Raw genomic sequence first — 24563 nt, forward strand, 5'->3', positions numbered from 1 at the left:
CGCGCCGTGCTGGGGGGCGAATTCCCCGTCCGGTCGGACTCAACGGCTCACCTTTGCTATATTCCTTCGCCGCCTCCCAGAGGCGCGCGCACTAGTGTGCCCGCCTCTGTCCACGGAGGACACGACCCATGGAGACTTCGACGAACTAGCGCACGAACCCGGGACGACATTCCAGTCAGGACCGGGCCCCTCTGGGGCCATTTTTGTGCCTATCGCCGACGACCGACCGCGAGTAAGAAACCGAGCCCATGCCACGTAAGTTCGCCCTCGACAAGACCCGAAACATCGGGATCATGGCGCACATCGACGCCGGCAAGACCACCACGACCGAGCGCATCCTGTTCTACACGGGCCGGACGCACAAGCTCGGCGAGGTGCACGAGGGTGCGGCCACGATGGACTGGATGGAGCAGGAGCAGGAGCGTGGCATCACGATCACGTCCGCCGCGACTGCGTGCGAGTGGAACGAGCACCGCATCAACATCATCGACACGCCCGGTCACGTCGACTTCACCGTCGAGGTCGAGCGGTCGCTGCGTGTGCTCGACGGCGCCGTCGCCGTCTTCGACTCCGTCGCCGGCGTCGAGCCGCAGTCTGAGAACGTCTGGCGCCAGGCCGACAAGTACCACGTGCCGCGCATCGCGTACATCAACAAGATGGACCGCATCGGCGCGGACTTCGAGCGCGGCGTCCAGACGATGATCGACCGCCTCGGCGCGCACCCGGTCCCGATCCAGCTGCCGATCGGCGTCGAGGCCGACCTCAAGGGCATCATCGACCTCGTCGAGAACCACGCGATCATCTACCACGACGATCTCGGCAAAGAGCATTCGATCGTGCCGATCCCGGAGGAGCTCGCCGACAGAGCCGCCGCGGCGCGCGAGCACCTGCTCGACGAGCTCTCCCACTACGACGACGACCTCGTCGAGCTGATCCTCGAAGAGTCCGAGATCCCGGTCGACAAGATCAAGGCCGCGATCCGCAAGGCGAGCCTCGAGCTGAAGATGACGCCGGTCCTGTGCGGCTCGTCGTTCAAGAACAAGGGCGTCCAGCCGCTGCTCGACGCGATCGTCGACTACCTGCCGTCGCCGCTCGACGTGCCGCCGGTCGAGGGCATCGAGCCGGTCCGCGGCGAGGACGAGGGCCGTCCCGCGACGCGCGAGGCGTCCGACGACGCGCCGTTCTCGGCGCTCGCGTTCAAGATCGCCGCCGACCCCTACGTCGGCAAGCTCACCTACTTCCGCGTCTACTCGGGCAAGCTCGAAGCGGGCTCGAAGGTGCTCAACGTCTCGACAGGTCGTTCCGAGCGCATCGGCCGCATCCTCGAGATGCACGCCAACGAGCGCGTCGACCTCGAGGACGTCTCCGCGGGCGACATCGCCGCGGCCGTCGGCATCAAGCAAGTCACGACCGGTGACACGCTCGCCGCGATCGACAAGCCGATCAAGCTCGAGATGATCGACTTCCCGGAGCCGGTCATCAAGGTCGCGATCGAGCCGAAGACGAAGGTCGACCAGGAGAAGATGGGCGTCGCCCTCGGCCGCCTGGCCGAGGAGGACCCGACCTTCCAGGTCCGCACCAACGAGGAGACCGGCCAGACCGAGATCTCCGGCATGGGCGAGCTGCACCTCGAGGTGCTCGTCGACCGGATGATGCGCGAGTTCAGAGTCGAGGCGAACGTCGGCCGGCCGCAGGTCTCCTACCGCGAGACCGTGCGCGGCACCGCCAGCAGAGTCGAGGGGCGCTTCGTCCGTCAGACCGGCGGCTCCGGCCAGTACGGCATCGTCTACGTCGACATCGAGCCGAACCCCGGCGAGGGCTTCGAGTTCGTCAACAGAATCAAGGGTGGCTCGATCCCGTCGGAGTTCATCCCGGCGGTCGAGAGAGGCGTCGAGGAGGCACTCGACACCGGCGTCAAGGCCGGCTACCCGATGGTCGACATCAAGATCACGCTGACGGACGGCAAGTACCACGACACGGACTCCTCGGAGATCGCGTTCAAGGTGGCCGGCTCGCTCGCGATGAAGGAGGCCGCGCGCCGCGCCAAGCCGGTGCTGCTCGAGCCGATCTTCGCCGTCGAGGTCGTCACGCCCGAGGAGTTCATGGGCGACGTGATCGGCGACCTCAACCGCCGTCGCGGGCGCGTCGAGGGGATGGAGGCGCGCGGCAACGCGCAGGTCGTCACCGCGAAGGTGCCGCTCTCCGAGATGTTCGGCTACGCGACCGACGTGCGTTCCAACACGCAGGGACGCGCGACGTACACGATGGTGTTCGAGCGGTACGAGGAAGTTCCGCCCAACATCGCCGAGAAGGTCGTCGAGGCACGCGCCGGAGGCGAGAAGGCCGCCTGAGCAGGGAAAACACCCCCCGCGTCGTTTGGATCGGCGCGAGAGGCCCAACTGAGATAGATTTCCGAGGTTCGTCCTGCGAGGCGATCCCCACACCGATTTCCGAAGGAGCAACCCAAAGTGGCGAAGGAGAAGTTCGAGCGCGATAAGCCGCACGTCAACGTCGGCACCATTGGTCACATCGACCATGGCAAGACGACGCTGACTGCTGCCATCACGACGGTGCTGGCGGAGAAGATGGGCGGCGAGGCCCGGAGCTTCGCAGAGATCGACAACGCTCCTGAGGAGAAGGAGCGCGGGATCACCATCGCCACCTCGCACGTCGAGTACCAGACCGAGCAGCGGCACTACGCTCACGTCGACTGCCCCGGGCACGCCGACTACGTCAAGAACATGATCACGGGCGCCGCGCAGATGGACGGCGCGATCCTCGTGGTGTCGGCGGCTGACGGTCCGATGCCCCAGACGCGTGAGCACATCCTGCTCGCCCGCCAGGTCGGCGTGCCGTACATCGTCGTGTTCCTCAACAAGGCCGACATGGTCGACGACGAGGAGCTCCTGGAGCTCGTCGAGGTCGAGGTGCGCGAGCTCCTCAGCGCCTACGACTTCCCGGGCGACGACATCCCGTTCATCACGGGCTCGGCGCTGAAGGCGCTCGAGGGCGACGAGGAGTACAAGGCCAAGATCATCGAGCTGGCCGACGCCCTCGACTCCTACATCCCGGAGCCGGAGCGCGACCTCGACAAGCCCTTCCTGATGCCGGTCGAGGACGTCTTCTCGATCACGGGCCGCGGCACCGTCGCGACCGGCCGCATCGAGCAGGGCATCATCAACACGGGCGACACCGTCGAGATCGTCGGTATCAAGGACACGACCAACACGGTCGTGACCGGTGTCGAGATGTTCCGCAAGATCCTCGACGAGGGTCGCGCGGGCGACAACGTCGGCTGCCTCCTCCGCGGCACCAAGCGCGAGGACATCGAGCGCGGGCAGGTCCTCTGCAAGCCGGGCTCGATCACGCCGCACACGAAGTTCAAGGCCGAGGTCTACATCCTGAAGAAGGAAGAGGGCGGCCGTCACACGCCGTTCTTCACGGGCTACCGCCCGCAGTTCTACTTCCGGACGACGGACGTCACCGGTGTCTCGAACCTCCCCGAGGGTGTCGAGATGGTCATGCCGGGCGACAACATCGCGATGGAGATCGAGCTGATCCAGCCGATCGCGATGGACCCGGGTCTGCGGTTCGCCATCCGCGAGGGTGGCCGCACCGTCGGCTCCGGCGTCGTGACCGAGGTCATCCAGTAGCACCAGCCGTACCGCGGCGGGGCCAACGGTCCCGCCGCACGCGTGAAGTCGAAGATACGACCATTTTGGGGGCGGGTCCCCGACGACCCAGGGACTCGCCTTCAGCGCGCAAGAACCCAATCGTTAGAACACAGCAAGTACCGGACGGAACGAACCAAAGGCACTCGTGGCAACTCTGGCCCAGAACAAGATCCGCATTCGCCTGAAGTCCTACGATCACTCAGCGATCGAGACGGCGGCGAAGGAGATCGTCGAGACGGCGACTCGTACCGGCGCGACCGTGTCCGGGCCCGTGCCGCTGCCGACGGAGAAGAACGTCTACTGCGTCATCCGGTCCCCCTTCAAGGACAAGGATTCGCGGGAGCACTTCGAGATCCGGACGCACAAGCGACTGATCGACATCCATCAGCCGACGCCCAAGACGGTCGACTCGCTTCAGCGGCTCGATCACCTGCCCGCCGGCGTCGACATCGAGATCAGGCTGGCGAGCTGAAATGCCGGCGATCCTCGCGAAGAAGCTCGGGATGACCCAGCGCTTCCTGGAAGACGGTCGCGTCGAGCGCGTGACCGTCCTGGAGGCTGGTCCGTGCCCGGTCACGGCGATCCGCACGCACGAGCGCGACGGCTACGAGGCCGTGCAGCTCGCGTTCGGCGCGTGCCGTGAGAAGAAGCTCACCAAGGCCGAGCTCGGCCACCTGAAGAAGGCCGACGCCTCGGCTCACCGCCATCTCGTGGAGTTCCGCGACGAGGCCGGCGAGCTGCAGGTCGGCGAGACCGTCACCGTCGAGGCCTTCGAGGCCGGTCAGACGGTGAAGGTCGCCGGCACGTCCAAGGGCAAGGGCTTCCAGGGCACGATCAAGCGTCACAACTTCAGACGCGGTCCGAAGTCCCACGGCTCGCACAACGTGCGCGCCCCGGGATCGATCGGTGCGTCCGCCTGGCCCGCCCGCGTGATGAAGGGCATCCGCGGCCCCGGCCAGATGGGCAACAAGCGCGTCACCCAGAAGGGTCTCGAGATCGTCGAGATCGTCAGCAAGGACAACCTGATGCTCGTCCGCGGCTCGGTCCCGGGCCCGAAGGGCGGCACGGTGGAGGTGCGCACCGATGCCTAGCGCTCCCAAGCTCGGCGGCGGTGAGGTCGTTCTCGACGATCTGGCGTTCACCGCGAAGTTCAACGGCCCGCTCGTTCACGAGACGGTGCGCTCGGAGCTCAACGCGCTCCGTCAGGGCACCTCTTCGACGAAGACGCGCGGCAACGTTCGCGGCGGCGGCGCCAAGCCGTGGCGCCAGAAGGGCACCGGCCGCGCACGCGCCGGCTCTTCGCGCTCGCCGATCTGGAAGGGCGGCGGCACGGTCTTCGGCCCGTCCCCGCGCCACTACACGTTCAAGGTCAATCGCAAGGCGCGCCGCGCCGCGCTGCGCAGCGCGCTGTCGGTCCAGGCCGACCGCGGCTCGCTCGCCGTCTTCGACGCGACGACGTTCGACGCGCCGTCGACGAAGACCGCGTCGAAGCTGCTCGCCGACTGGGGTCAGCCGAACCCGACGCTCGTGCTGCTCGACGCCGACGAGGCGAACGCGGGGCTGTCGTTCCGCAACCTCGAGCGGATCCTCGTGCTGCCCGTCGAGGACGCCGGCGTCGCCGACGTCATCGGCGCCGCGTCGCTGCTGATCTCCGAGACCGCGCTGGCCCAGATCACCGCGCGCGCCATCGGCGCCGTGCAGGAGGAGGCGGCGTAGTCATGGACGCGAGCCAGGTCATCATCCGTCCCGTCGTCTCGGAGAAGAGCTTCGTGCTCGCCGAGATCGGCAAGTACACGTTCCGCGTGCACCCGGACGCCCACAAGACGCAGATCCGCCAGGCCGTCGAGGAGCTGTTCGACGTCAGAGTCCAGGACGTGCGCACGGTCTCCGTCAAGAGCAAGCCGAAGCGGCGCGGGTACACCTCCGGGCGCACCCGCACGTGGAAGAAGGCCATCGTGCAGGTCGGCGACGGCGACACGATCCCGATCTTCCAGGGCCTGGAGGGGGCTGAGTAATGGCTATTCGCAAGCCGAAGCCGACGAGCCCCGGCCGTCGTTTCGTCACGTATCCCGACTTCGCGGAGATCACCCGCAGCAAGCCGGAGAAGTCTCTCGTCGAGGGCCTGAAGAAGTCCGGCGGCCGTAACTCCTACGGTCGCAAGACGTCGCGTCACCGCGGCGGCGGCGCCAAGCGCCTCTACCGCAAGATCGACTTCAAGCGCCTCAAGGACGGCGTGCCGGCGAAGGTCGCGCACATCGAGTACGACCCGAACCGGTCGGCGTACATCGCGCTGCTCCACTACATGGACGGCGAGAAGCGCTACATCCTCGCTCCGGCGAGACTGGCGGTCGGTGCGCTCGTGGTGAGCGGTCCCGAGGCGGAGATCCGCGTCGGCAACTGCCTCCCGATCGAGCGGATCCCCGCCGGTACGGTCATCCACAACGTCGAGCTGACGCCCGGTCGCGGCGGCCAGCTCGCGCGCTCGGCCGGCAGCTCCGTGCAGCTGCTCGCCAAGGACGGCGACATGGCGACGCTTCGCCTGCCGTCCGGCGAGATGCGCCTGGTCCGCGCCGACTGCCGCGCCACGATCGGCGTGATCGGCAACGCGGACCACCAGAACGTGAAGATCGGCAAGGCCGGCCGCAAGCGCCACCTCGGCGTGCGTCCTCAGACGCGCGGTACGGCCATGAACCCGGTCGACCATCCGCACGGCGGCGGTGAGGGCTCGACGACGCCCGGCCGCCATCCCGTGACGCCGTGGGGTGTGCCGACGCTCGGCTACCGCACGCGCAAGAAGGGCAAGCAGTCCGACCGCTACATCGTCCGCGGGCGCCGCCGCGGTAAGAAGCGCTAGAGGGTGACGACGAGATGAGCCGCTCGAGCAAGAAGGGCCCGTTCGTCGAGGAGCGCCTGATGGCGCGAATCGAGAAGATGAACGCGGCCAATACGAAGCAGATGATCAAGACTTGGTCGCGGACCTCGACGATCTTCCCCGACATGGTCGGGCACACGATCGCGGTCCACGACGGGCGCAGACATGTGCCGGTCTTCGTCAGCGAGTCCATGGTGGGGCACAAGCTCGGCGAGTTCGCGCCGACCCGCCTCTACCGTGGCCATACCCAGACCGGCAAGCGCCGCTAGAGATTTCCATGGCAGACGAGAACGACAGAACAGAGACGTCCGAGCCGAATACGCCGGAGACCGAGGCCACCGACACGGGGGCCCCTGAGTCCGGGGAGACGGAGCCCACCGCCGCGGAGACGCCGGCGGAGGAGCCCGTCGCTGCGGCTGACGAGCCCGCCGAGGCCGAGGCCAGAGCAGCGCCGAGACGTAGACGTGCGGCGAGAAGAGCAGCGGCGAGAGCCGAGGCCGACGCCGACGAGCAGCCGAGAAGAGCTGCGCGCAGAGCCAGCGCCGAGAAGGCGAAGTCCAACGGCGACGGCGGAGCTCCGCCGGTCGTGCGCGCGCACGCCAAGTACGTGCGCTCCTCCGCCCGCAAGGCGCGGCTGGTCTGCGATCACATCCGCGGCAAGTCCGTGGAAGAGGCCCGCGCGATCCTCGCGTACACGCCTCGCCACGTCGCGCGTGACTGGAGCAAGCTGCTCGAGTCGGCCGTGGCCAACGCCGAGCACAATCACGAGCTCGACGGCGACGACCTCGTCATCAAGGCGGCCCACGCCGACGAGGGTCCGACGCTCAAGCGCTTCCGGCCGCGCGCCATGGGCCGCGCGACGCCGATCCGCAAGCGCACGAGCCACCTCACGATCCTGCTCACGCCGAAGGAGTAACGACAGCATGGGACAAAAGGTTCATCCCGAGTCGCTCCGCGTGGGCTACATCCACGACTGGAAGTCGAACTGGTTCTCCGAGAAGAACTTCTCCGACTACCTCGTCGAGGATGAAGCGATCCGCAACCACATCGTGGGGCGCCTCTCGCACGCCGGCCTCTCCGACATCACGATTCGCAAGAACGCGAACGAGGTCGAGGTCAACATCAACACCGCGCGTCCGGGCATCGTGATCGGCAAGTCCGGTTCCGAGGTCGACGCGCTGCGCCGCGACCTGCATCGCATCACCAACAAGCAGGTCAAGGTCAACATCCTCGAGATCAAGCGCCCGGAGCTGGACGCGCGCCTCGTCGCGCAGTCGATCGCCGAACAGCTGCAGAACCGCGTCGCCTTCCGCCGCGCCATGAAGCGCGCGCTCACGAGCGCCATGCGCTCGGGTGCCAAGGGCGTCAAGGTTCAGGTCTCCGGCCGCCTCGGCGGCGCCGAGATGGCCCGCACCGAGGGCTACTCGGACGGTCGCGTCCCGCTGCACACGCTGCGCGCGGACATCGACTACGGCTTCCACGAGGCGCGGACGACGTTCGGCCGCATCGGCGTGAAGTGCTGGATCAACAAGGGCGAGATCATGCCCGAGGGCTACACCGGCGCCGATCTGACCCAGATGGACGACCCGGGCCCGCAGGCGCCGGATCGCGGCCGGCGCGGTGAGCGCGACGGTCGCGGCCGTGGCGGCCGTGGGCGCGGTGGGCAGGGCGGCGGTCCCGGCGGCGGCGGCGGTGGTGGCGGCGATGGCCGTGGCCGCGGCGGTCGCGGTCGCGGTCGCGGTGGCCAGGGCGGCGGTCCCGGCGGCGGCGGCGGGCGTGGGCCCGGCGGCGGTGGCCAGGGCGGCGGCTTCGGCGGCGGCGGCGGCGGTGGCGGGCGCGGTCCCGGCGGCGGCGGTGGCGGTCGTGGTCCCGGTGGCGGCGGCGGTGGCCGCGGTCCCGGTGGCGGCGGTGGCGGTCGCGGTCCGGGCGGCCCCGGCGGCGGCGGGCGTGGGCCCGGCGGCGGCGGCGGTGGCGGCGGACGCGGTCCGGGCGGCCCCGGCGGCGGCGGCGGCGGGCGTGGCCCGGCCGGCGGCGGTGGCGGCGGCGGACGCGGTCCGGCCGGCGGCTCCGGCGGCGCAGGCGGCAATCGTGGTCCCGGAGGTCAGCGCTGATGCTTTCCCCCAAGCGCGTGAAGTTCCGCAAGCAGCACCGCGGCCGGCGCCGCGGTCTGTCGCGCGGTCAGGTCAAGGTCCAGTTCGGTGAGTACGGCCTCAAGGCGCTCGAAGAGGGCTGGCTGACGAACCGCCAGATCGAGGCCGCTCGTATCGCCATGACCCGCAAGATCAGACGCGGTGGCAAGGTGTGGATCAACGTCTACCCGGACAAGCCCTACACGAAGAAGCCGGCCGAGACCCGCATGGGTTCCGGCAAGGGCTCTCCGGAGGGCTGGGTTGCCGTCGTGAAGCCGGGCCGCGTGATGTTCGAGCTGGGCGGCGTGTCGGAGGAGCTTGCGCGCGAGGCGATGCGCCTCGCCGGTCACAAGCTCCCCGTGAAGACGAGATTCGTCATGCGAGAGGACGGCTGACATGACCAACGCGACTGAGCTGCGGGACATGGACGACGCCGCTCTGAACGATCACCTGCAGACCGCGCGGCGCGAGCTGTTCGGCCTGCGATTCCAGCACGCGACGGGCGAGCTGGAGAACACCGCTCGCCTGCGCCTCGCAAAGCGCGAGGTCGCGCGCGTCCTCACGGTCGTGCGCGAGCGAGGAATTGACGCTGACAACAAGGAACTGAGTCGCTAGCAATGGCCGACGAAGAGCAGAACGAGAACGTCGAGGAGACCACCGTGGCGCCCGAGGCCGAGGCGGCTGAGGAAACCGCCGCGCCTGAGGCGACGGCCGGTGCCTCCGTGCCGCAGCTTGCGCCGAAGGAGCGTCGTCAGCAGGCGCGCGCCGCCAAGGCCGCCAAGGTCGGGACGCGCTCCGCGCAGACGATCGAGGACCGCCAGGCGGAGCGTGCCGCGAAGCGCGCGAAGAACGCGGCGAGACGCCGCACCCTCCGCGCGAAGGCGCGCGAGGCTGCGAAGGCGACGCCGAGAGGCGAGCCGACGCCGCCGCGCGAGCACGGCGAGGGCCGCCAGAAGCTGCGGCAGGGCGTCGTCATCTCCGACAAGGCTGACAAGACCATCACCGTGCGCATCGACATGGCACGTCGTCATCGCCGCTACGAGAAGATCGTGCGCAGCTCGACGACGCTGCACGCACATGACGAGAGCAACGATGCGAACGCCGGTGACACGGTCATCATCCGCGAGTCCCGCCCGCTGTCGCGCCTGAAGCGCTGGCGCCTCGTCGAGGTCGTGGAGCGTGCCAAGTGATCCAGAACGAGACACGTCTCAAGGTCGCCGACAACACCGGTGCCCGCGAGATCCTCTGCATCCGCGTGCGCGGCGGCTCCCGTCGCAAGTACGCTGGTGTCGGCGACATCATCGTCGCCACCGTGAAGCAGGCCAGCCCGCAGGGGTCGGTCAAGAAGGGCGAGGTCGTCACCGCGGTCGTCGTCCGCACGAAGAAGACGTACGGCCGTGAAGACGGCACGTACATCGGCTTCGACGAGAACGCTGCCGTGATCATCGACGCACAGAACAACCCGCGCGGAACGCGCATCTTCGGGCCGGTGGCCCGCGAGCTGCGCGAGCGCAACTTCATGAAGATCGTCTCGCTCGCGCCGGAGGTGCTCTGATGCCCGCCCGGATTCGTAGAGACGACGAGGTCATCGTGATCAGCGGGAAGGACAAGGGCAAGACGGGCAGAGTGCTGCGCGTCGACCCCGAGAAGGACCGCGTCTACGTCGAAGGCCTCAACATCGTCAAGCGGCATCAGCGTCCGACGCCGGGTCGTCCCGACTCCGTCGCGGGCGTCATCGAGCGCGAGGGCGCGATCCACGCCTCGAACGTGATGCTGCTCGACCCGAAGGACAACAAGCCGACGCGTGTCGGCATCGAGATCCACGAAGGCAGACGCTTCCGCGTCGCCCGCCGCTCCGGCACCCGCATCGACTGAGCCCATCATGCCCGCACGACTCAAAGAACGCTACGTCAACGAGATTCGCCCGAGCCTGGTGGAGCAGTTCTCCTACTCCAGCCCGATGCAGGCGCCGAAGATCACGAAGATCACGCTCAACATGGGCGTCGGCGAGGCGAAGCAGGATTCCAAGCAGCTCGATCAGGCGACCGAGCAGCTCGCCGCGATCGCCGGCCAGAAGCCGAGCGTCCGCCGCGCGCGCAAGTCGATCGCGGCCTTCAAGCTGCGCGAGGGGATGCCGGTCGGGCTCAGCGTCACGCTGCGCGACGACCGCGCCTACGAGTTCCTCGACCGACTGCTGTCGATCGCGATCCCGCGTATCCGCGACTTCCGCGGACTCAACCCGAGATCGTTCGACGGCCGCGGCAACTACTCGATGGGTGTCCGCGAGCAGGTCATCTTCCCCGAGATCGATTACGACAAGGTCGATCAGGTCCGCGGTCTGGACATCACGTTCACGACCACCGCGGAAACCGACGACGAAGCCTTCGCGCTGCTGAACTCGTTCGGCATGCCGTTCGCGAAGGACGGGCGCCCTGGCGGGGCGGCCGTGACGACAGGGAGCTAGGAACTTCATGGCGAAGACCTCACAGCGCGTCCGCCAGTTGCGGACTCCGAAGTACAGAACGCGCAGATACACGCGCTGCCGTCGCTGCGGTCGTCCGCGGGCGGTCTACCGCAAGTTCGGGATGTGCCGCATCTGCCTGCGCGAGCTCGCGCACAACGGCTACATCCCCGGTATGACGAAGAGCTCCTGGTAGGGCGGTGTACGCATGTCGATGACCGACCCCATCGCCGACTTCCTCACGCGCGTTCGCAACGGCGCGCGGGCTTCGCACGAGACCGTGCTGATCCCGTCGTCCAAGCTCAAGCGCGAGCTGGCCCGCATCCTCAAGGAGCAGGGCTACATCGAGGGCTACGAGCTCGAAGCGGCCAACGCCGAGCATCCGGCTGAGCAGATCAAGATCAAGCTGAAGTACACGGGCAACCGCCGTCCCGTGATCCAGGGCATCCAGCGCGTGTCGCGCCCGGGCCAGCGGACGTATGTCGGCGCCGGCGAGATCCCGAAGATCCAGGGTGGCCTCGGCACGGCCATCATCTCGACGTCCAAGGGCGTCATGACCGGTCACGAGGCGCGCCGCGAGGGCGTCGGTGGCGAGGTCGTGGCGAAGGTGTGGTGAGGCTGCCATGAGTCGTATCGGCAAGAAGCCCATCCCCGTCCCCGCAGGCGTCTCCGTCGCGATCGAGCCCGAGCGCGTCACCGTCAACGGCCCGAAGGGCGAGCTGTTCGAGCGCGTCCACCGCGACATCACGGTGGAGCAGGTCGGCGAGGAGATCGTCGTCACGCGCCCGACGGACCGCGGCGAGCACCGTGCGCTGCACGGCCTCACGCGTTCGCTCGTCGCGAACATGGTCGAAGGCGTGACCAACGGCTACGAGAAGAGACTCGAGATCCAGGGCGTCGGCTACCGCGCCCAGCTCAAGGGCAGAGACCTCGAGCTGGCGCTCGGCTACTCGCACCCGGTCCCGATCAAGGCGCCCGACGGCATCGAGTTCGAGGTCCCGATCCCGACCAGAATCACGGTCAAGGGCATCTCGAAGCAGCTCGTCGGCGAGGTCGCCGCGAACATTCGCAAGCAGCGGAAGCCGGAGCCCTACAAGGGCAAGGGCATCCGTTATGAGGGCGAGTACGTCGCCCGGAAGGTCGGTAAGCGCGCATGACCGTTCTCAGCAAGCCCACGAAGCGCCTCAAGCGCCGCCGGCGCGTGCGCGCGAAGGTCGCCGGCACCGCCGAGCGTCCGCGCATCTCGGTGTTCCGCTCCAACCGCGGCATCAGCGCCCAACTCATCGACGACGATCGCGGTCACACGCTCGCCGCCGTCAACTGGACCGAGGACGGCGTGCGCGACCTGCGCTCGACCGACCAGGCTCGCCGTGTCGGCGAGCTGCTCGCCGAGCGCGCGAAGGCCGCCGGCGTCGAGACCGTGGTGTTCGACCGCGGCGGTTACCAGTACCACGGCCGCGTGAAGGCACTCGCGGAGGGCGCCCGGGAGGGCGGCCTCGCCTTCTAAGTGGCGTCTGACCCGTCTCACCCGCTACCTTAGGACCCCATGGCCATCGACCGTTCCGTATCAGCCTCCGGCTACGACCTGCAAGAGCGGGTCGTCGAGATCAACCGTGTTGCGAAGGTCGTCAAGGGCGGCCGTCGCTTCTCCTTCACCGCGCTGGTCGTGGTGGGTGACGAGCGCGAGATCGTCGGCGTCGGCTACGGCAAGGCGAACGAGGTTCCGGTCGCGATTCAGAAGGGCGTCGAGCGCGCCAAGAAGAACCTGATCCGCGTCCCGAAGCACGGCTCCACGATCACGCACCCGACGCTCGGCATCTTCGGCTCGGGCCGCGTGCTGCTCAAGCCCGCCTCGCCCGGTACCGGCGTCATCGCCGGCGGTGGCGTGCGCGCGGTGCTGGAGCTCGCCGGCATCCACGACATCCTGTCGAAGAGCCTCGGCACGCAGAACCCGATCAACCTCGTGAAGGCGACGATGGCCGGCCTCGAGTCGCTGCGCCGCCCGGAAGAGGTCGCCGAGCTGCGCGGCCTGTCCGTCAACGCGGTGCTCGGCCTGCAGCCGGCCGGCGAAGGCGCCGAGGATCTGACCGAGGAGAACACCGACGAGCCGGTCGGGGCGGGTGCGGAGACCAACGCATGAGCACCACGCTGAAGATCACCCAGACCAAGTCGCGCAACGGCGCCAACCAGCGTCAGCTCGACACGCTCCGCTCGATCGGCCTGCGCAAGATCGGCCACACGGTGGAGCAGCAGGACTCCCCGCAGATGCGCGGGATGGTCCATGCCGTCCGTCATCTCGTCAAGGTCGAGGAAGCTGCATGAGCCCTGTGAAGGAAGAGGCCGAGCGCGAGGAGCGCATCGGCCTCCACAACCTCAGACCCGCTCCGGGTCACCGCAAGCCGCGCAAGCGCGTCGGCCGCGGTGAGGGCTCCGGCCTCGGCAAGACCGCCGGTCGCGGCCAGAAGGGCGCGGGCTCGCGCTCCGGCTCGAAGGATCGCGCTCGCTTCGAGGGCGGCCAGATGCCGATTCACATGCGGATGCGCAAGCTGCGCGGCCCGCACATGAAGAAGTCGATGCCGTTCGAGATGTTCCGGACGCACACCCAGCCGGTCAACCTGGCCGACCTGGATGAGCGCTTCGAGTCCGGCGCCGAGGTCACGCTCGAGGCGATGCGCGCCAAGGGCCTTGCGACCCGCAGAGGTATCGCGGTCAAGGTGCTCGCCAAGGGCGAGATCACCAAGCCGCTGACGGTGCATGCCAATGCCTTCAGTGCGGCCGCGCGTGAGCGCATCGAGGCCGCCGGCGGTACCGCTCAGCTCCTCGACGGCTAAAGGACCCCGGGGCCGTGCTCTCGACGATTCTGAACGCGTTCACGGTCCCGGAGATCCGGAAGAAGCTCGCCTTCACGGCGCTTCTTCTGGCCCTGTACCGCCTTGGATCGCACATCCCGGCTCCGGGCATCAACTCGGAGGCCGTGGAGGAGATCCAGAGAAACTTCTCCAACGGCGGCATCCTCAACTTCCTGAACCTCTTCTCCGGCGGCGGTCTCTCCCGCATCGCGCTGTTCGCGCTCGGGATCATGCCGTACGTCACCGCCTCGATCATCCTCCAGCTGCTGACGGTCGTCGTGCCGTCGCTCGAGCGGCTGCAGAGAGAGGGCGAGGTCGGGCAGCAGCGGATCACGCAGTACACGCGCTACCTGACGGTCGGACTCGCGTTCGCCCAGTCCATAGCGTACGTCTTCCTCTTCCGCTCCTTCCAGCAGTCGGCCGGCGCTTCCGTGATCGAGAACTTCACGCTCGCCAAGGTGATGCTGATCGCGATCTGTCTCACCGCAGGCTGCATGCTCGTCATGTGGATGGGCGAGCTGATCACCCAGCGCGGCATAGGAAACGGCATCTCGCTGATGATCATGGCGAGCATCGTCGCGGGCTTCCCGCAGGGCGTCCGCGCCTGGTGGACGAGCCCGGACCCGGTCTTCAAGGTGATGATGCCGTTCCTCGCGCTCGCGATCATCGCCGCGATCGTCTTCGTCCAGGAAGGCCAGCGCCGAATCCCGGTGCAGTACGCCCGCCGCGTGATCGGTCAGCGGATGACGCAGGGCGGTCAGACCTACCTGCCGCTGCGCGTGAACATGGCCGGCGTCATCCCGGTCATCTTCGCCGCGAGCATCATGGCCTTCCCGCCGACGATCGGCCAGCTGATCAACAGCCCATGGGCCAACGACATGGCGAACTTCTTCTCGCCGTCCGGCTGGGCCTATCTCGTCGGCGAAGCGGTCTTCATCATCCTGTTCACGTACATGTACACCGCGATCACGTTCAATCCGGTGGAACAGGCGGACAACCTCAAACGCTACGGCGGCTTCATCCCAGGGGTACGACCAGGGCGGCCCACGGCCGAGTTCCTCGACCGCATCCTCGCTCGCCTCACGTTCCCGGGGGCGATCTTCCTTGCGCTCGTGGCGGCCGGCCCGACGATCCTGATCAACCAGACAAACGCCAACTTCTTCTTCGGTGGCACGTCGATCCTGATCGTCATCGGCGTCGCGCTCGACACGATGAAACAGCTCGAGGCGCAGCTGATGATGCGCAACTACGAGGGCTTCCTCAGATGAAGCCCGGGGGCCCTCGCGGCCCCCGGACCGCGTGGCGCCCGAACCTGGGAGCCGCCTGCGTCCGCATCCTGTAAGTTCCGCCTTCGTGCGTGAGCTGAACCTCATCCTCTTCGGCCCTCCGGGGGCCGGCAAGGGCACCCAGGCCGCTCGTCTCCAGGACGACTTCCGCCTGCCCTACGTCGCCACGGGCGACATCCTCCGTGCCGCCGTCAAGGACGGCACCGAGCTCGGCAGAGCCGCCAAGGCGTACATGGACGCCGGCGACCTCGTGCCGGACGAGCTGGTCATCGACCTGATCGTCGAGCGCATCAGCGCCGACGACAGCCGCGACGGCTTCATCCTCGACGGCTTCCCGCGCAACCGCGCGCAGGCCGACGCACTCGGCGAGGCGTTCGACAGACTCGGCCGCCGCATCACCGCCGTGCTGCTGATCGACGTCCCCGACGACGACCTCGTCAGACGGATCACCGGGCGGCGCGTGAGCGCCAAGACCGGCCGGCCGTACCACGTCGAGACGGACCCGCCGAAGCACGAGGGCCGCTGCGACATCGACGGCTCGCGCCTGATCCAGCGCGACGACGACAGACCGGACGTCGTGCGCAAGCGCCTCGAGGTCTACCATCGTGAGACCGAGCCGCTGATCTCGTACTACGACGACAAGGGCCTGCTGCGCCGTGTCGACGGGACCCGCAGTCCGACCGAGGTCCACGACCACATCCGCGCGGTGCTCGCCACGCTGCGGCTCGAAGAAGACCTGTGATCGTCAAGAAGACACCGGAGCAGATCGACAAGATGGCGGCGGCGGGGGCGATCCTCGTCCGCACGCTCAACCTGCTCGAGGGCAAGGTCCGCGCAGGCGTCACGACGAAGGAGCTCGACGACGCGGCCGAGAAGTTCATCCGCTCCCAGGGCGCGACGCCCGCGTTCAAGGGCTACCGCGGCTTCCCGGGCTCGATCTGCGCCTCGCCGAACTCGATGGTCGTCCACGGGATCCCCGGTCCCTACAAGCTCGAGCGCGGCGACATCCTGTCCGTCGACGTCGGCGTCGTCTACGACGGCTGGGTCGCCGACGCGGCACGCACGTTCCCGGTCGGCCCCGTCTCGGCGATCGCCAGCAAGCTGCTGGAGACGACCGAGGGCTCGCTGATGGCGGCGGTCCCGCACTGCAAGCCGGGCAATCGCCTCGGCGACGTCTCGAACGCGATCCAGAGACACGTCGAGGCGGAGGGGCTGTCGATCGTCCGCTCGCTCGTCGGCCACGGGATCGGCCGCGACATGCACGAGGACCCGCAGATCCCCAACTACGGTCCGGCCGGCCGCGGGCCGCTGCTCGAAGAGGGCATGGTGCTCGCGATCGAGCCGATGGTCACCGCCGGCCGCCATCAGGTGCGGATGGCCGACGACCACTGGGCGATCTACTCGCAGGACGGCTCGCTCGCCGCCCACTTCGAGTTCACGATCGCCATCACGGGCGACGGGCCCCGCGTCCTGACACCGTGGCACGAGAACGGCGAGCAGGCCGCGGCCTGACTCTCGCCGGACCCGCCTCGACACCTCGACGCGAGGTCCTTCTCGCGTGTTTGGTACCATCCACCGTCGCGCTCGGAACCGCACGGCTTTCGCGCGTGCTTCGTCCTCGACGCGGTAGCGGGAGCCTCCACGGCTGCCAGAGCCGAGTCGATTGGAATCAGCCGAAAGGGATCATGAAGGTACGACCGTCGGTCAAGCCGATGTGCGAGAAGTGCAAGATCATTCGCCGCCACGGCCGCGTGCTGGTCATCTGCTCGAACCCGCGTCACAAGCAGCGGCAGGGCTGACATGGCTCGTATCGCAGGCATCAACATCCCGCTGAACAAGCGCGTCGAGATCGGTCTCACGTACATCTACGGGATCGGCCGGTCGAGATCCAACGAGCTGCTGGCGAAGGTCGGCATCTCCCCCGACACCTACGTGCGCGACCTGACCGAGGACGAGGTCGGCAAGCTGCGCGACGAGATCGACTCGCTGACCGTCGAGGGCGACCTCCGGCGCGAGCGCTCGCAGAACGTCAAGCGCCTGATGGAGATCGGCTGCTACCGCGGTCTGCGCCATCGTCGCGGCCTGCCCGTGCGCGGGCAGAAGACCAAGACCAACGCGCGTACGCGCAAGGGTCCGAAGCGTATGTCGGTGGCCGGCAAGAAGAAGGCGGGGAAGAAGTAACGTGAGTCCAGCTCCGAAGCGTCCGCAGCGCGGCCGGCGCAGAGTTCGCAAGAACATCCCGGTCGGTCAGGCCCACATCAAGACGAGCTTCAACAACACGATCGTCTCGTTGACCGACCGCGAGGGCAACGTGATCGCGTGGGAGTCCGCCGGCGGCGCCGGTTTCAAGGGCTCGCGCAAGTCGACGCCGTTCGCCGCGCAGGTGACCGCCGACGCGGCTGCGCGCAAGGGCATCGAGCACGGCCTTCAGAAGGTCGAGGTCTTCGTCAAGGGCCCCGGTTCCGGCCGCGAGACCGCGATTCGCTCTCTGCAGGCCGCCGGCCTCGAGGTGACGGGCGTCAAGGACGTCACCCCGCAGGCGCACAACGGCTGCCGTCCCCGGAAGCGGCGGCGGGTCTGAGGGGCCGGGGAATGGTCCGCGGCTCCAGCGCTGAGTGCCTGCTGGCGTCCCGCACCATCCCCTTGGCTGCGCCCCTCTCGAAGTAAGCCTTGTTCCGTCGCCGGGCCGCCTCTCCGGCCCCGCGACGCTCGGATGACCGCCCCGCGGCGGGCGGCGCTCACGACACGACGACGTTAGGAACCGACCCCGATGCTCGACTTTCAAGTCCCCCGAATCACCACTGAGACCGTTGAGGAGAACCGCGGCTCCTTCACGATCGAGCCGCTCGATCGCGGGTTCGGCTACACGTTCGGCAACTCGCTTCGCCGTGTCCTGCTCTCTTCGCTCGCTGGCGCCGCGGTCACGAGCGTGCGGATCGAGGGCGTCGCGCACGAGTTCTCCACGATTCCGGGTGTGAAGGAGGACGTGACCGACATCGTCCTCAACCTCAAGGGCATCGTCTGCCGCATGCACTCCGACGCGACCGAGATCGAGGCCCCGCTCGTCGTCACGGGCCCCGGCGACATCACCGCGAAGGACATCGACCTGCCCTCCGGCGTCGAGATCCTGAACCCGGACGCGCACATCGCGACGCTCGAGAAGAAGACGAAGCTCGAGGTGTACCTGACGATCGGCCGCGGCCGCGGCTACCGCCCGGCCGAGGAGAACAAGTCGCCCGATCAGCCGATCGGCGTGATCCCGATCGACTCGATCTTCTCGCCGGTCCGTCGCGTCGCCTACGCGGTCGAGCAGGCCCGCGTCGGCCAGAAGACCGACTACGACAAGCTGACGCTCGACATCGAGACCGACGGCTCGATCGACCCGCACGCCGCGCTGCGCGAGGCGGCCGAGATCCTGATCTCGCAGCTGGCGATCTTCACCGACGCTGACCGCGTCATCGAACTGCGCGACACCGGGGGCCTCGGCGCGCTCGAGCCCGGCCTCGCCGGTGGCGGCGTCGGCGGCGTGGGCGGGCACGGTGCCGGCCCCGGCGGCCGTCCCGCGAACGCGATGGACGACATCCTGATCGAGGAGCTGGAGCTGGGCGTGCGCTCGTACAACTGCCTCAAGCGCGCGGGCATCCAGACCGTCGGCGACCTCATCTCCAAGACCGAGAACGAGCTGAACGCGATCCCGAACTTCGGCAAGAAGTCGATCGACGAGGTCATCGAGACGCTCGAAGGGCGCGGGCTCCACCTGCGCCAGGACTAACGACCCGGTAGGCTCACCGATCCCATGCGTCACCAGCGAAAGCGTTACCAGCTCAGCCGCTCCTCCGCTCATCGGAAGGCGCTGCTCGCGAACCTCTGCAAAGAGGTGATCGCGCACGAGCGGATCAGAACCACCGAGACGAAGGCGAAGGCCGTCAAGCCCGAGCTGGAGAAGCTCATCACGCTCGCGAAGCGCGGTGACCTCCACGCTCGGCGCCAGGCTCTCTCCGCGCTCGGCCAGGACAAGTACTCCGTGTACAAGCTGTTCGAGGAGATCGCGCCCCGTTACACGGAGCGTCCGGGTGGCTACACCCGCATCCTCAAGCTCGGCCCGCGTCGCTCAGACTCGACCGAGATGGTCTTCCTCGAACTCGTCTGATCCGGCGGCCTGCGGCCCTGGATCAGATTGGAAGAACTCGCCAATGGAAACCGAGCCCCTAGGGCGAGGTTTTCACGGGCTCGTTCTTCCGGATGTGAACGGGTGGCGTGTTGAGCACAGCGCACGTCACCAGACTCACGCTCGAGTACGACGGCCGCGACTTCGCCGGCTGGGCCAGACAGCCCGGCCGGCGCACCGTCGAAGACGCGCTCGAGCGCGCGCTCGCGACGGTGCTGCGGCGTGACGCCGTCGGGTTGACGGTCGCCGGCCGCACCGACGCCGGCGTCCACGCGTGGGCGCAGGAGGCCTCCTACGAGGGACCGCCGGCCGCCCCGCACCGCCTCAACGCGCTGCTGCCCGACGACGTCGCAGTGATCGACGCGCGTCCGGCCCCGCCCGGGTTCAGCGCGCGCCACGACGCCACCAGCCGCGCCTACCGCTACCGCGTGCTGGTGCGCCGCTCGCGCAGCGCGCACGAGCGCGGACGCGCCCTCTGGTGGCCGCACCGGCTCGACCGCGACGCGCTCGACGCCTGCGCCGCCGCGCTCGCCGGCACGCACGACTTCACCGCGTTCACGCCAACCGAGACCGACCACGTTCGCTTCCAGCGCGAGGTCATGCACGCCTCCTGGCGCGCGGATGGCGACATGCTGCAGTTCTCGATCGAGGCCGACGCCTTCATGCGCAACATGAACCGGGTGCTCGTCGGCACGATGCTGGAGGTCGCCGGCGAGCGCCGCAGCGTCGAGCAGTTCACCGCGCTGCTGGACGGCGCGCCGCGCGACCGGGCCGGCGTGACCGCGCCGCCGCACGGCCTGTACCTCGCCGGCGTCGGATATGACGGGCTCCGCGTGCTGGGGCCGGACGGCTCAATACGATGGGACAGACGATGAAGGTACTGCTGACCAACGACGACGGCATCGAGGCGGAGGGCATCAACGCGCTGCGGCGCGCGCTCGTCGAGCTGCCCGGGATCGAGCTGCTCGTCGTCGCCCCAGACGGCAACCGCTCCGCGACCGCGCGCTCGATCACGACGCGCAGGCCGCTGTGGGTCGAGGAGGTCGACTTCGAGGACGGGACGATCGGCTACGCGACCGACGGCACGCCCGTCGACTGCGTGCGGCTGACGCGGCTCGGGCTGGTCGAGGGCTTCATGCCCGACATCGTCGTCTCGGGCATCAACCACGGCCTCAACATCGGCGACGACGTGACCTACTCGGGCACCGTCGCGGCGGCGTTCGAGGCGCTGCTGCTGCAGCTGCCTGGGATCGCCGTCTCGCAGCAGTCGACCGCGCGCGAGACCGACTTCCGCCAGGGTGAGCGGTTCGACTTCTCCGCCGCGGCGGCGTTCACCGCGCGGATCGTCGAGGAGCTGGATTCCGTCCCGTTCGAGACGGGCACGCTGCTGAACGTGAACGTCCCCGGTATGCACCCGGACGGAGCGGAGGTCACGCGGCTCGGCAAGCGCTTCTACCGCGACGTGCTGGAGCTGGCCGACGAGGCCCACCCGCGCCGTCGCCGCTTCCACATCTACGGCGACGCGCAGGACCTCGTCGACGACGCCGGCACCGACATCGCCGCGGTCGCTGCCGGGCGCATCTCCGTCACGCCGATCCACTTCGACCTGACGAGTCACGCGGGGCTGGAGCCGCTGCGCGGCTACGACCTCGCCAGCCTGATCGCGCCCGCCGCGCGGGAAGTCGAGTGAGCGCGGGGCCTGATGCGCAGCGCGCAGCCGTGCTGCGCAGAGAGCTGGCCTACCACGGCCACCGCTACTACGACCTCGACGACCCCGAGATCGGCGACGACGCCTACGACGCGCTGCTCGACGAGCTGCGCGCGCTCGAGGCCGCTCATCCCGAGCTGCTCACGCCGGACTCGCCGACCCAGCGGGTCGGCGGCGCGGTCGTCTCGGAGCTGAGAAAGGTCAGACACAGACGGCGGATGCTGTCGCTCGCGAACGCGCGCAGCGAGCAGGAGCTGCTGGCGTGGGTCGAGCGGATGCGCGCCCACCTCGCGCGCGAGGGGATCGAGGACCCGCGCTTCGAGTACGTCGTCGAGCCGAAGGTCGACGGGCTCGCGATGTCGCTGCACTACGAGAACGGGACGCTGATACGCGGCGTCACGCGCGGCGACGGCGAGATCGGCGAGGACGTCACGCACAACATCCGCACGATCGAGCAGATCCCGCAGCAGATCGACGGTGCCCCGGCCTGGCTGGAGGTGCGCGGCGAGGTCTACATGTCGCTGGCCGACTTCGAGGCGCTCAACCTGCGCCGCGCGGAGGAGGGCAGATCGACGTTCATGAACCCGCGCAACTCCGCCGCGGGCACGATCCGCCAGCTCGACTCGCGCCTCGCCGCCGAGCGGCCGCTGTCGATGTGGTGCTACGGGATCGGCGAGACGGAGGGGATCTCGTTCAGCACCCACTGGGAGAGCCTGCAGTGGCTCAGAGCGCACGGCTTCCCCGTCAACGACGAGATCAGACGGATCAGAACGGCCGAGAAGGTCGTGGCACGCTGCGAGCGGTGGCAGGAGCGGCGCGGCTCGCTCGACTTCGAGATCGACGGCGTCGTCGTGAAGGTCGACGACGTCGAGCTGCAGCGGCGCCTCGGCGTCGTCGGGCGCGACCCGCGCTGGGCGATCGCGTGGAAGTTCCCGCCGACGACGGCGGTCACGCAGCTGCACGACGTGATGTGGAACGTCGGCAAGTTCGGCACGCTGCACCCGTTCGCGGTGCTGGAGCCGGTCCACGTCGGCGGCGTCACGGTCAAGCTCGCGACGCTGCACAACGAGGAGGACCTCGCGCGCAAGGACGTTCGTCCCGGCGACGACGTGATCGTGCTGCGCGCCGGCGACGTGATCCCGCAGGTGCTCTCGCCGGCGCCGCACGTCGCCGAGCGCAGCGACCGCGCGCCGGTGCCGCGACCGCCCGCCAGATGCCCGGTCTGCGACACGCCGACGGTGAAGGGGGAGGGCGTCTTCACGAAATGCCCGAACCGCGACTGCCCCGGGCGCCGCTGGCAGCTGCTCCAGCACTACGTCTCGCGCGGGGCGATGGACGTCGACGGGATCGGCGAGAAGCAGGTGTCGGTGCTGATGGAGCACGGCCTGCTGAGAACGCCCGGCGACTACTACCGTCTGAGCGCCGAGCAGCTGATGCAGCTGGACCGCTTCGGCGAGGTGTCGGCGAGAAACGCGGTCGAGGCGATCGCCGCCTCGAAGGAGCGGCCGTTCGGCAGAGTGCTGTTCGGGCTCGGGATCGAGGGGGTCGGCTCGGTCACCGGCCGCAGCCTCGCGCAGCGGTTCCGCACGATCGACGCGCTCACGGCCGCCTCTGCCGAGGAGATCGCCGCGACGCCGGGGATCGGCCCGATCGTCGGCCGGCTGATCCACGACCAGCTGCGCGACGAGCATCTGCGCGCCGTGATCGACGATCTGCGCGCGCACGGCGTGCGGATGGAGGAGGACGGCCCGCCGCCCGGCGAAGGTCCGCTCGCCGACAAGGCGATCGTGCTGACCGGCACGCTGCCGACGCTGACGCGCGAGGAGGCGACCGAGCGGATCCTCGCCGCCGGCGGGCGCGTGACCTCGTCGGTGTCGAGAAGAACCGACTACGTCGTCGCGGGCGAGAGAGCCGGCACGAAGCTGGAGAAGGCTGAGCGGCTGAGAGTCCCGGTGCTCGACGAGGACGGGCTGGAGGCGCTGCTGCGCGGAGCGGGTGATGCGGGTGCGGAGGACGATTTGCGCAACACCTGACCATCGGCTGCGTTGAGACGAGCATGCCGACGGAGGTGATGCGGGGGAGCCGGATGGAGTGGTGGAGCCGCGTGCCGACGCGCTGGCGCGTCGCCGCGCTGCTGTCGCTGCCGTATCTCGTGACGGTCGCGGCACTGCGCGGGCTCGTCGCGACGATGCCGACGTACCACGGTGGCGACGAGTGGACCTACCACATGCCGACGATCCGGCAGTTCGCCCACCAGCTGCCAGGCGTCGACCTGGTCGACTACCCGGCCGCGCAGACGCCGCTCTATCACCTCCTCGCGGCTGTCTGGGGCGAGCTGACGACGCTCGACTACTGGAGCCTGCGAATCATCGGCGTCGTCTGCTCCTACGCCGCCGCGCTCGTCGTCTACCGGCTGCTGCGGCGCCATTCCGGCCTCGCCGCCTACCCGGCCGTTGCGCTGGCCGCCGTCTTCGCCTTCTCGCCGTACGTCTTCGGGCAGTCGTTCATCCTCGGGACCGACAACCCCGCGCTGCTGCTCGGGCTGCTCGCGATCGAGCGGCTGCTCGCGTTCCGGCGCGGCGGCGGTCTCGGAACGTACGCGGCCGCCTGCGCCTGGATCGGGCTGGCGCTGCTCACACGGCAGAGCTACGTCTGGCTCTGCGGCCTGGCGTTCGTCGTGCTGCTGCTGGAGCTGTGGGATGACCGGCGGCGGGCGGCCGAGGGCCTGGGGCTGCTCGCGCTGGCGGTGCTGCCGTTCGCGGCGCTGCTGTACGCATGGAACGGGCCGGTCCCGCCCGGCGGCGATCCGGCCTCGTGCGGGATCTGCACGCCCGACGACGGACGGCTCGGCTGGCGCGACGCCTCGCCGCTGCGAGCGCCGGTGTTCGCGCTGGCGGTGCTCGGCGTCTACGGCGCGCTGCTGTACGGCCGGCAGGCCGTGCTCGGCCTGCGCGCGCACGGCGCGGCAGTCGGCTCATGGGTGCGCACGGGCGCGCTGGGGGCCGGCGGCGGCGTCGTGCTGCTGCTGATCGCGCCGCTCGCCTACGGCACCGGCGACGAGGGCTGGTTGTGGCGCGTCGCGCGCAGCGGGCCGGAGCTGCTGGGGACAGCGTGGGCGTTCTGGCTGCTCGTCCCGCTCGGCTGCGCGGTCGCCGCGCTCGGCGTGCGGCGCGAGGGCGTCCGCTCGCTGCCCGTGCTCGTGCTCGGGACGTTCCTCGCCGCGCAGCTCGCGACGCGGCTGCCGTACCAGAAGTACTTCGACCCGTTGATGCTGTTCGTCTGCCTGTTGGCGCTGCGTCCGTCGGAGCTGCGCACCCGCGGCGACTGGCTCGGCCCGGCGCTCGTCGTCGTGCTGGCGGCCGGCTACGCGGCCGCGTTCATCTTCGGGCTGATCGCGGTCGAGAGCTGAGCGCTCG

The 24563-nt window shown here is 69.0% G+C and carries 35 protein-coding genes; all 35 read left to right on the forward strand.

Annotation, left to right across the window (positions count from 1 at the left end; genetic code table 11):
* Nucleotides 1-248 precede the first annotated feature (248 nt).
* The 35 genes from fusA (at nt 249) to CWOE_RS06865 (ending at nt 24556) form a co-directional block, all read left to right on the forward strand.
* A complete protein-coding gene (fusA, locus tag CWOE_RS06700) occupies nt 249-2351 on the forward strand; it encodes an elongation factor G (RefSeq protein ID WP_012932817.1) in 2103 nt (700 codons plus the stop codon).
* A 117-nt stretch (nt 2352-2468) separates the two neighbouring features.
* The gene (gene tuf / locus CWOE_RS06705; protein ID WP_012932818.1) at nt 2469-3653 is read left to right on the forward strand and encodes an elongation factor Tu; all 1185 of its coding nucleotides are present in this window, start codon (nt 2469-2471) and stop codon (nt 3651-3653) included.
* A 175-nt stretch (nt 3654-3828) separates the two neighbouring features.
* Nucleotides 3829-4146, forward strand: a complete 318-nt coding sequence (gene rpsJ / locus CWOE_RS06710; protein WP_041731781.1) for a 30S ribosomal protein S10 — start codon at nt 3829-3831, stop codon at nt 4144-4146.
* Nucleotide 4147: 1 nt separating this feature from the next.
* Complete coding sequence (gene rplC, locus CWOE_RS06715) at nt 4148-4765, forward strand: 50S ribosomal protein L3 (protein ID WP_012932820.1); 618 nt, start codon at nt 4148-4150, stop codon at nt 4763-4765.
* A complete protein-coding gene (rplD, locus tag CWOE_RS06720; RefSeq protein ID WP_012932821.1) occupies nt 4758-5390 on the forward strand; it encodes a 50S ribosomal protein L4 in 633 nt (210 codons plus the stop codon). Before rplC ends, rplD begins: the two co-directional genes overlap by 8 nt.
* A gap of 2 nt (nt 5391-5392) precedes the next feature.
* Complete coding sequence (gene rplW, locus CWOE_RS06725; protein ID WP_012932822.1) at nt 5393-5689, forward strand: 50S ribosomal protein L23; 297 nt, start codon at nt 5393-5395, stop codon at nt 5687-5689.
* Nucleotides 5689-6528, forward strand: coding sequence for a 50S ribosomal protein L2 (gene rplB / locus CWOE_RS06730; RefSeq protein WP_012932823.1), 840 nt, complete (start codon nt 5689-5691; stop codon nt 6526-6528). The genes rplW and rplB overlap by 1 nt, the downstream gene beginning before the upstream one ends.
* Before the next feature lie 14 nt (nt 6529-6542).
* Nucleotides 6543-6815 carry a 30S ribosomal protein S19 gene (rpsS, locus tag CWOE_RS06735; RefSeq protein WP_012932824.1) on the forward strand — a complete coding sequence of 91 codons (273 nt, stop codon included), beginning with the start codon at nt 6543-6545 and terminating at the stop codon, nt 6813-6815.
* Between the two features lie 317 nt (nt 6816-7132).
* The gene (gene rplV / locus CWOE_RS34060; protein WP_041731782.1) at nt 7133-7462 is read left to right on the forward strand and encodes a 50S ribosomal protein L22; all 330 of its coding nucleotides are present in this window, start codon (nt 7133-7135) and stop codon (nt 7460-7462) included.
* 7 nt (nt 7463-7469) lie between these two features.
* On the forward strand, nt 7470-8657 hold the full coding sequence (rpsC, locus tag CWOE_RS34440; RefSeq protein WP_012932826.1) for a 30S ribosomal protein S3: 1188 nt from the start codon (nt 7470-7472) through the stop codon (nt 8655-8657).
* Entirely contained in the window at nt 8657-9070 is a 414-nt protein-coding gene (gene rplP, locus CWOE_RS06750) for a 50S ribosomal protein L16 (protein WP_012932827.1), read from the forward strand. The genes rpsC and rplP overlap by 1 nt, the downstream gene beginning before the upstream one ends.
* A 1-nt stretch (nt 9071) precedes the next feature.
* Nucleotides 9072-9290: a 50S ribosomal protein L29 gene (gene rpmC, locus CWOE_RS06755; RefSeq protein WP_012932828.1), complete on the forward strand. Its 219-nt coding sequence runs from the start codon at nt 9072-9074 to the stop codon at nt 9288-9290.
* Between the two features lie 2 nt (nt 9291-9292).
* On the forward strand, nt 9293-9865 hold the full coding sequence (gene rpsQ, locus CWOE_RS34445; RefSeq protein ID WP_012932829.1) for a 30S ribosomal protein S17: 573 nt from the start codon (nt 9293-9295) through the stop codon (nt 9863-9865).
* Nucleotides 9862-10230, forward strand: a complete 369-nt coding sequence (gene rplN / locus CWOE_RS06765; RefSeq protein WP_012932830.1) for a 50S ribosomal protein L14 — start codon at nt 9862-9864, stop codon at nt 10228-10230. The genes rpsQ and rplN overlap by 4 nt, the downstream gene beginning before the upstream one ends.
* Nucleotides 10230-10550, forward strand: a complete 321-nt coding sequence (gene rplX, locus CWOE_RS06770) for a 50S ribosomal protein L24 (protein ID WP_012932831.1) — start codon at nt 10230-10232, stop codon at nt 10548-10550. The genes rplN and rplX overlap by 1 nt, the downstream gene beginning before the upstream one ends.
* 7 nt (nt 10551-10557) lie before the next feature.
* Nucleotides 10558-11139, forward strand: a complete 582-nt coding sequence (gene rplE, locus CWOE_RS06775) for a 50S ribosomal protein L5 (protein ID WP_012932832.1) — start codon at nt 10558-10560, stop codon at nt 11137-11139.
* 7 nt (nt 11140-11146) lie between these two features.
* Nucleotides 11147-11332, forward strand: a complete 186-nt coding sequence (locus tag CWOE_RS06780) for a type Z 30S ribosomal protein S14 (RefSeq protein WP_012932833.1) — start codon at nt 11147-11149, stop codon at nt 11330-11332.
* Between the two features lie 12 nt (nt 11333-11344).
* Nucleotides 11345-11752 (forward strand): 30S ribosomal protein S8, encoded by a 408-nt coding sequence (gene rpsH / locus CWOE_RS06785; protein ID WP_012932834.1) that lies wholly within the window; start codon nt 11345-11347, stop codon nt 11750-11752.
* 7 nt (nt 11753-11759) lie between these two features.
* The gene (gene rplF, locus CWOE_RS06790) at nt 11760-12293 is read left to right on the forward strand and encodes a 50S ribosomal protein L6 (protein WP_012932835.1); all 534 of its coding nucleotides are present in this window, start codon (nt 11760-11762) and stop codon (nt 12291-12293) included.
* Nucleotides 12290-12643, forward strand: a complete 354-nt coding sequence (gene rplR / locus CWOE_RS06795; protein ID WP_012932836.1) for a 50S ribosomal protein L18 — start codon at nt 12290-12292, stop codon at nt 12641-12643. The genes rplF and rplR overlap by 4 nt, the downstream gene beginning before the upstream one ends.
* 39 nt (nt 12644-12682) lie before the next feature.
* Nucleotides 12683-13276, forward strand: coding sequence for a 30S ribosomal protein S5 (rpsE, locus tag CWOE_RS06800; RefSeq protein WP_012932837.1), 594 nt, complete (start codon nt 12683-12685; stop codon nt 13274-13276).
* Entirely contained in the window at nt 13273-13458 is a 186-nt protein-coding gene (gene rpmD, locus CWOE_RS06805; RefSeq protein ID WP_012932838.1) for a 50S ribosomal protein L30, read from the forward strand. The genes rpsE and rpmD overlap by 4 nt, the downstream gene beginning before the upstream one ends.
* Nucleotides 13455-13967 (forward strand): 50S ribosomal protein L15, encoded by a 513-nt coding sequence (gene rplO / locus CWOE_RS06810; RefSeq protein ID WP_012932839.1) that lies wholly within the window; start codon nt 13455-13457, stop codon nt 13965-13967. The genes rpmD and rplO overlap by 4 nt, the downstream gene beginning before the upstream one ends.
* 14 nt (nt 13968-13981) lie before the next feature.
* Nucleotides 13982-15253: a preprotein translocase subunit SecY gene (secY, locus tag CWOE_RS06815; RefSeq protein WP_012932840.1), complete on the forward strand. Its 1272-nt coding sequence runs from the start codon at nt 13982-13984 to the stop codon at nt 15251-15253.
* 94 nt (nt 15254-15347) lie between these two features.
* Nucleotides 15348-16013 (forward strand): adenylate kinase, encoded by a 666-nt coding sequence (locus tag CWOE_RS06820; RefSeq protein ID WP_041731792.1) that lies wholly within the window; start codon nt 15348-15350, stop codon nt 16011-16013.
* Nucleotides 16010-16783 carry a type I methionyl aminopeptidase gene (gene map / locus CWOE_RS06825; protein WP_012932842.1) on the forward strand — a complete coding sequence of 258 codons (774 nt, stop codon included), beginning with the start codon at nt 16010-16012 and terminating at the stop codon, nt 16781-16783. The genes CWOE_RS06820 and map overlap by 4 nt, the downstream gene beginning before the upstream one ends.
* 173 nt (nt 16784-16956) lie before the next feature.
* On the forward strand, nt 16957-17070 hold the full coding sequence (gene rpmJ / locus CWOE_RS31870) for a 50S ribosomal protein L36 (protein ID WP_012932843.1): 114 nt from the start codon (nt 16957-16959) through the stop codon (nt 17068-17070).
* A 1-nt stretch (nt 17071) separates the two neighbouring features.
* Nucleotides 17072-17452 carry a 30S ribosomal protein S13 gene (rpsM, locus tag CWOE_RS06830; protein ID WP_012932844.1) on the forward strand — a complete coding sequence of 127 codons (381 nt, stop codon included), beginning with the start codon at nt 17072-17074 and terminating at the stop codon, nt 17450-17452.
* Nucleotide 17453: 1 nt separating this feature from the next.
* The gene (rpsK, locus tag CWOE_RS06835; protein ID WP_012932845.1) at nt 17454-17852 is read left to right on the forward strand and encodes a 30S ribosomal protein S11; all 399 of its coding nucleotides are present in this window, start codon (nt 17454-17456) and stop codon (nt 17850-17852) included.
* A gap of 189 nt (nt 17853-18041) precedes the next feature.
* Entirely contained in the window at nt 18042-19043 is a 1002-nt protein-coding gene (locus tag CWOE_RS06840) for a DNA-directed RNA polymerase subunit alpha (RefSeq protein ID WP_012932846.1), read from the forward strand.
* Nucleotides 19044-19067: 24 nt separating this feature from the next.
* The gene (gene rplQ / locus CWOE_RS06845) at nt 19068-19421 is read left to right on the forward strand and encodes a 50S ribosomal protein L17 (RefSeq protein WP_012932847.1); all 354 of its coding nucleotides are present in this window, start codon (nt 19068-19070) and stop codon (nt 19419-19421) included.
* 107 nt (nt 19422-19528) lie between these two features.
* A complete protein-coding gene (gene truA, locus CWOE_RS06850; RefSeq protein WP_012932848.1) occupies nt 19529-20314 on the forward strand; it encodes a tRNA pseudouridine(38-40) synthase TruA in 786 nt (261 codons plus the stop codon).
* Nucleotides 20311-21129: a 5'/3'-nucleotidase SurE gene (gene surE, locus CWOE_RS06855; protein WP_012932849.1), complete on the forward strand. Its 819-nt coding sequence runs from the start codon at nt 20311-20313 to the stop codon at nt 21127-21129. The genes truA and surE overlap by 4 nt, the downstream gene beginning before the upstream one ends.
* On the forward strand, nt 21126-23180 hold the full coding sequence (gene ligA, locus CWOE_RS06860; RefSeq protein WP_012932850.1) for an NAD-dependent DNA ligase LigA: 2055 nt from the start codon (nt 21126-21128) through the stop codon (nt 23178-23180). The genes surE and ligA overlap by 4 nt, the downstream gene beginning before the upstream one ends.
* Before the next feature lie 23 nt (nt 23181-23203).
* Nucleotides 23204-24556 (forward strand): glycosyltransferase family 39 protein, encoded by a 1353-nt coding sequence (locus CWOE_RS06865; RefSeq protein ID WP_012932851.1) that lies wholly within the window; start codon nt 23204-23206, stop codon nt 24554-24556.
* Nucleotides 24557-24563 lie beyond the last annotated feature (7 nt).

This window comes from Conexibacter woesei DSM 14684 (assembly GCF_000025265.1).
GTDB classification, from domain to species: Bacteria; Actinomycetota; Thermoleophilia; order Solirubrobacterales; family Solirubrobacteraceae; genus Conexibacter; species Conexibacter woesei.